The 5,647-nt window shown below is 61.6% G+C and carries 6 protein-coding genes; 3 read left to right on the top strand and 3 right to left on the bottom strand.

All coding sequences use genetic code 11. From position 1 onward, the window contains the following. Together QVE23_RS10115 and dnaG are read right to left on the bottom strand one after the other, a co-directional pair. A partial coding sequence (locus QVE23_RS10115) for a sigma-70 factor domain-containing protein (RefSeq protein ID WP_287968132.1) occupies window positions 1–847 on the bottom strand: 847 nt, incomplete at its 3' end. Beyond that, window positions 837–2,630, bottom strand: a complete 1,794-nt coding sequence (dnaG, locus tag QVE23_RS10110) for a DNA primase (protein WP_273482544.1) — start codon at window positions 2,628–2,630, stop codon at window positions 837–839. The genes dnaG and QVE23_RS10115, both read right to left, overlap by 11 nt. A gap of 225 nt (window positions 2,631–2,855) precedes the next feature. On the opposite strand from dnaG, the gene QVE23_RS10105 reads away from it, so the two are divergent. Continuing rightward, window positions 2,856–3,458 carry a 4'-phosphopantetheinyl transferase family protein gene (locus QVE23_RS10105; protein ID WP_021749438.1) on the top strand — a complete coding sequence of 201 codons (603 nt, stop codon included), beginning with the start codon at window positions 2,856–2,858 and terminating at the stop codon, window positions 3,456–3,458. Window positions 3,459–3,511: 53 nt separating this feature from the next. On the opposite strand, the gene QVE23_RS10100 is transcribed toward QVE23_RS10105, so the two are convergent. After that, window positions 3,512–3,961: a CBS domain-containing protein gene (locus tag QVE23_RS10100; protein ID WP_021749439.1), complete on the bottom strand. Its 450-nt coding sequence runs from the start codon at window positions 3,959–3,961 to the stop codon at window positions 3,512–3,514. A 190-nt stretch (window positions 3,962–4,151) separates the two neighbouring features. Here QVE23_RS10100 and QVE23_RS10095 point away from each other — a divergent pair, with 190 nt between their 5' ends. Beyond that, window positions 4,152–4,817 carry a Crp/Fnr family transcriptional regulator gene (locus tag QVE23_RS10095; RefSeq protein WP_025545017.1) on the top strand — a complete coding sequence of 222 codons (666 nt, stop codon included), beginning with the start codon at window positions 4,152–4,154 and terminating at the stop codon, window positions 4,815–4,817. A 169-nt stretch (window positions 4,818–4,986) separates the two neighbouring features. Continuing rightward, window positions 4,987–5,647: sulfide/dihydroorotate dehydrogenase-like FAD/NAD-binding protein (locus QVE23_RS10090; RefSeq protein WP_287968130.1), on the top strand; the 661-nt coding region annotated here is incomplete at its 3' end.

Raw genomic sequence — 5,647 nt, 5'->3', positions numbered from 1 at the left:
TGCCCTCCTGGATCAGATCCAGGAACAGCATGCCCCTGCCCACGTACCGCTTGGCGATGGACACCACCAGGCGGAGGTTGGCCTCCGCCAGCTTCTGCTTGGCGGTCTCACCCTTGGCGTGGGCGGACTTCCAGGCGGCGATCTCCTCCTGGGAGTAGGGGATCTCCTGCCCCTCCTTCCGGAGCCGGTCGATCTCCGCCAGCTTCCGGTCGGCCTCGTTGCCCGCGCCCATGGCCTGGGCCAGGTCGATCTCCTCATCCGGGGACAACAGGGGCACCTTGCCGATCTCTTTCAGATACATACGGACAGGATCGTCGATGGAGAAGCTGTTCACCAGAGTGTTGGGATCCACCAGCTCCTCTTCCTCCACATCGGCGATCTCCTCTGCGGCGGGCTCGTCATCCGGCAGGTCCGCCAACAGGGCATCGTCGGCGCTGATGTCGATGTTCAGCGCCTCCAGGGAGTCGTAGAGCTGATCCATCTGATCGCTCTCCAGATTCAGGTCATCCACCGCGTCCATCAGATCTGCGGAGTCCAACTTGCCCTTCTTCTTACCGCGGGCCAGCAGTTCCCGCAGTTTTTCGTTGTTCATCAGCCAGGAGGCTGCGGGCAGCGCAGCCACCTGCTTGTCGTCCAGCCGGAGGATGCCGGCCTTCCGGGCCTCCTCGTCCGTCATGACGGCGGGGGCCTCCTGGGCCGTCTCCTCCCCCTTTTTCCGGGTGGACTTTTTGGCAGACTTTGCAGCCGGCTCCCTCTCCGCGGCCTTCTCCGCCGCATCTGCGGCCGCCAGGAGCGCGTCTGCCTGTCTCTTCAGCTCCTTGGGGCTCAACTCAAACTCATTTGCCATGCTGCTTTCCTCCAGTACCCTTTTTGTCTTTGTATTTTTCTGTGGCCGCCAGCAGCGGGTCGGCAGTCCCGCCCCCCAGCCGCTTCTCGGCCTCCGTCTGTACGATGCGTATGTAGTCCGCCAGCGCCTGTTGTCCGTTTCGCAGAGACTCCGGCTGCTGGCAGACGCCGGTGAGATGGTTCATCTCCTCCTGGGAGAAGAACTCCGCCTGGGCCGCCAGGGAGGGGACGCGTCCTGCCGCCTTGGCCTGCCACAGCGTGGTAAAGGCACGGCCCAGCAGTGGGGAGGAGAACTGCTCCTCCCGCAGGGGCGGCTCCTCCGGGAACAGGCTCTCGTCCCGGATCAGCAGCCGCAGGATGCCCTCCTCCGCCCGGGCGGAGCGGATGTTGTCGTATCGCAGCTCCCGCTCCTTGGGCTGGAGCTGGACCGCCGGGTTCAGGTCCCGCCGCAGCTCCTGCCGCTTCTCCCGGGAGAGGCGGCGTTTGAAGGCCCGCTGGACCTCCAGCCTCATGGCCTCCGGCGTGATCTTGGCGGTCTCTGCGGCCCGGGTGGTGTAGATCTCCCGCTCTACCGGATTGGCAAGTGCGGCCAGCAGGGCGCTGACCTCCTCACAGTAGGCCACACGGGCCTCGTCACTGGAGAGGTCGTACTTACCCGCCACCTGGGCCATGCGGAACTCGATGCCGTTCTCACTGCCGGTCAGCAGCGCCTCGAAGGCGTCTTTTCCCTGGAGCTTGATGAAGTCGTCGGCGTCCTGCTTTACCAGTTCGCCATCCTCCGTCCGCCGCCGGGGCAGCTGAAGGACCTTGACCGAAAACTCCGAGTTGTTCAGGATCTCCAGCGCCCGCTCCGTGGCGATCTTGCCGGCGTTGTCATTGTCGTAGCACAGCACCAGCTCCTTCGTGAACCGGCTGAGGAGCCGTGTCTGCTCCACTGTCAAAGCCGTCCCCATGGAGGCCACTGCGTTGTCGAATCCCGCTTGGTGGAGCGTCACCACGTCGATGTTGCCCTCGCAGAGGATGATGTTGGACCGCTTGGATTTCTTGGCCAGATTCAGTCCGTACAGAACCCGCCGTTTGGAGTACACCGGTGTCTCCTGGGAGTTCATGTACTTGGGCTCAGACTTGTCCAGGACCCGGCCGCCGAAGGCCACCACGTCTCCCCGCACATCGATGACAGGAAAGATGAGCCGGTTGCGGAACTTGTCGTACAGGCCGCCGTTCCGGTTCTGCACCGCCAGGCCTGCCTCCAGCAGCTCCGACTTCGTATAGCCCTTCTTCGTCATGGCCAGGATCAGCGCGTCCCAGGCATCCAAAGAGGCTCCCAGACCGAAGTTCACTGCCGTGGCCCTGCGAATTTTCCGCCGGTCCAGATATTCCTGCACCGCCCGCCCCTCCGGCTGTTGGAGCATCTGATAGTAGAACCGGGCCGCGTCCCGGTTCAGGTCCAGCAGACGCTGGCGCCTGCGGCCCGCCTCCCGGTCGCCGTCCTCCTCCGGCACCTCCATCCCCGCCCGTTTGGCCAGAAAGCGCACCGCATCCGGGAAGGAGAGATTCTCCTCCTCCATGATGAAGTTGATAACGCCGCCGCCCCGCTTGCAGCCGAAGCAGTAGTAGATCTGTTTGTCCGGAGAGACGGAGAAGGAGCCGGTCTTCTCACTGTGGAAGGGACACAGACCAAAGAGATTCGCGCCCTTTCGGGTCAGCTGCACATAGCTGCCCACCACGTCCACGATGTCACTCCGGGCCATCAGCTCGTCCAGAAAGCTCTGGGGAAAGGGCATGTCAAGGTCTCCTCCTTTCGGTGAGTGTTGCCAGATTTCCCGAGGGTCATACCCGAAAGCGAGGGCGTACCCAAAACGAGACATTTTAGATATACCCCGTTCTTTTGGGATTTCCTCTTTTTTTGCTGGATTTTTTCAAAAAGTTTTTGCCCAGTGGGTTTACAGACTGCCGCGGCCTGCGTAAAATGGTAGAAAAGCGTCGAAGCGGCGGAGAGGAGGCGTGAGATGTCCATCGAGCTTTGGGCGGCCCGGTTGGAGCGCCCGCTGACGGAGCGGGAGACGGAGGCCATGCTGCCCCTGCTGCCCCCGGAGCGGCAGGAGCGGCTGCTGCGGATCAAGCAGTCGGAAAAGCGGCGGGAGCCCCTGTGCGCCTATCTCATTCTACGCCATGCCTTGTGGGAGCAGTACCGCTGGCGGGAGCTTCCGCCTATCCGGCTCACCTCTCTGGGCAAGCCCTACTTCCCGGATTTCCCAGAGGTCCACTTCAATCTGAGCCACACCACCGGCGCGGTGCTGGTGGCCCTGTCCGGGGAGCCGGTGGGGGTGGATATCGAGCACATCCGGCCGGTGAGCGAGCGGGCCATGCGGCGTCTGGCGGATGTGACCACGGAACGGGCCTTCTTCCAGAGCTGGGTCCGGCGGGAGGCCCGGGCCAAGCGCAGCGGCGCCGGCGTGGGGACCATGCTGGCGTCGGAGACCCCGCTCCAGCCTGGGGAGCGATTCTATTTTCTGGACACCTTTCCGGGCTATGTGGCGGGAGTGGCCACCCGGGACGGGGGCCCGCCAGGCCAGGTGCGCAAATACTCCCTGGATGATATGATGGGATAAAAGCGGGGGAGAAAAAAGGCGGCGGGGCAGTGCCCCGCCGTCTCCCGGTCGGTTTATACGATCTTCCGCAAAGGCAGCGGCTCCGCCGCATCCTTCTGCTCCGCAAAGTAGCGGATGATGTCTTTTCGGGTGACGATCCCGGTGAAGTTCCCCAGGTCGTCCACCACAGGGATGAAGTTCTGGTTCATGGCGCTGTGGAGGAGCTCTTCCATGGTGACGGTGATCCGGACGGGAGGATAGCTGTTGCCCCGCAGAATGTCCCGGACCTGCAGCCGCTCCATGTCCTTCATGGAGTAGGCAGTCAAGGTCTCGCAGTCCTTGGACAGGAGCTGCCAGAGGAAATCCCCCTCACTGACTGTACCGACATATTTCCCATCCCGGCTGATGACGGGGATGGCGGTATAGCCGTGGTGCCGCATCTTTTCCAGTCCCTGACGGAAGGTGCAGTCATCGTACAGATAGGCGACGCTGTGCTTCGGGAGCAGAAAATAAGCTATGTTCACTTTGCTGCCTCATTTCTAAGGGCGGGGGCCCGCCCGTATTCGGCCTTTCCGGCCTTCTGAAAAAAGTATACAGGAAATGCCTGGGGAATTGGTGAATAATCTATGAAATCTGCCGGAGAACGGTCTTTACTTTTTCGACAGAGGCTGTTATTATAAAATGTGATATATGCAACAGAAGGGAGCGGCCGCGATGTTGACCCCACAGGAACTGAAAAAGAGCCCCTTGTTTCAGGACATCGGGTACGAGAATTACCAGCAGATGCTGGACTGCTTTCAGGCGGTGCAGCGGAGCTATCGGGTGGACGAGGTGATCTACGACTTCTCCGGCCCGGCTGGCAACGCCGTAGGCGTGGTGGAGCGGGGGGAGGCATCCCTGATCCGCATCGACGAGGAGGGAGTCGCCACTGTGCTGGAGGAGCTGGGCCCCGGCGGTGTGTTCGGCAAGAGCCTGGCGTTTTCCACCTCCGGCCGGGACAGCTTGGAAGTGGTCTGCCGCACGGCCTGCGACGTGGTGTTCATCGACTATCCTCATATTCTGAAGCGGTGTGAGCGGGCCTGCACCCATCACAGCCTGCTGGTGCAGAATATGCTGCGGCTGATCTCAGACAAGGCCCAGGCCCTGTCCGAGCGGGTGGACGTTCTCTCCCGCCGGTCCATCCGGGAAAAGCTCCTGTGCTACTTCAACCAGCTGGCGGAGAAGGAGGGGAGCCGGACCTTCCAGCTGCCCTTCTCCCTGAGTATGCTGGCGGATTACATCGCCACGGACCGCAGCGCCATGATGCGGGAGCTGAAGCGATTGAAGGAGGAGGGCGTCCTCCGGTCCGAGGGGCGGCGCATCACCCTTTGTACAGGATGATTGACCGGCCAGAAGGGGCGCTGGAAAGTTTGTTATTTTTTTCGCAGAATCCCCGCAAAAACGGATTGACTGCTTTCGGGGGTTGTGTTAAAGTATAGACAATGTGTCGTGTCGAAGGATACATCGCCGCAAATACCAAAATTCGATCATTCGGGAAAGAAGGAACACTATGTATCGTATCGTGAGAAAAGAGGCCCTCCGTCCCACCGTCACCCTGTATGAGATCGAGGCACCCCTGGTCGCCAAGAAGGCCCAGCCGGGCCAGTTCATCATCCTGCGCGTGGATGAGAACGGCGAGCGAATCCCCATAACGATCAACGACTATAACCCGGAGAAGGGCACCGTCACCATCATCGTCCAAACCGTGGGCGCCACCACGGAAAAGCTGAGCCGCATGAAAGAGGGCGACAGCCTCCAGGACTTTGTGGGCCCCCTGGGCAAGGCCACCGAGACCGAGGGCAAGAAGAAGGTCTGCGTGGTGGGCGGCGGTGTCGGCTGCGCCATCGCGTATCCCGTGCTGAAGAAGTTCCACGACTGCGGGGCCGAGGTCCACGCCGTCATCGGCTTCAAGAACAAGGATCTGGTGATCCTGGAGGATGAGTTCCGGGCCGCAAGCAGCGTACTGAAGGTCTGCACCGACGACGGCTCCTATGGCCAGAAGGGCGTTGTCACCGAGGCGCTGAAGGAGCTGATTGACGCTGGCAACCAGTATGATGAGGTGTTCGCCATCGGTCCCATGGTGATGATGAAATTTGTTTCCAAGACCACGGAGCCCTACGGCATCCCCACCACCGTTTCCATGAGCCCCATCATGATCGACGGCACCGGCA

Origin of the sequence: Oscillibacter sp. KLE 1728 (assembly GCF_934833455.1) — a bacterium.
In the GTDB taxonomy this organism is placed as follows: domain Bacteria; phylum Bacillota; class Clostridia; order Oscillospirales; family Oscillospiraceae; genus Oscillibacter; species Oscillibacter welbionis.
Note: the sequence above shows the minus strand (reverse complement) of the source record. Positions and strands in the feature narration are given on the sequence as shown.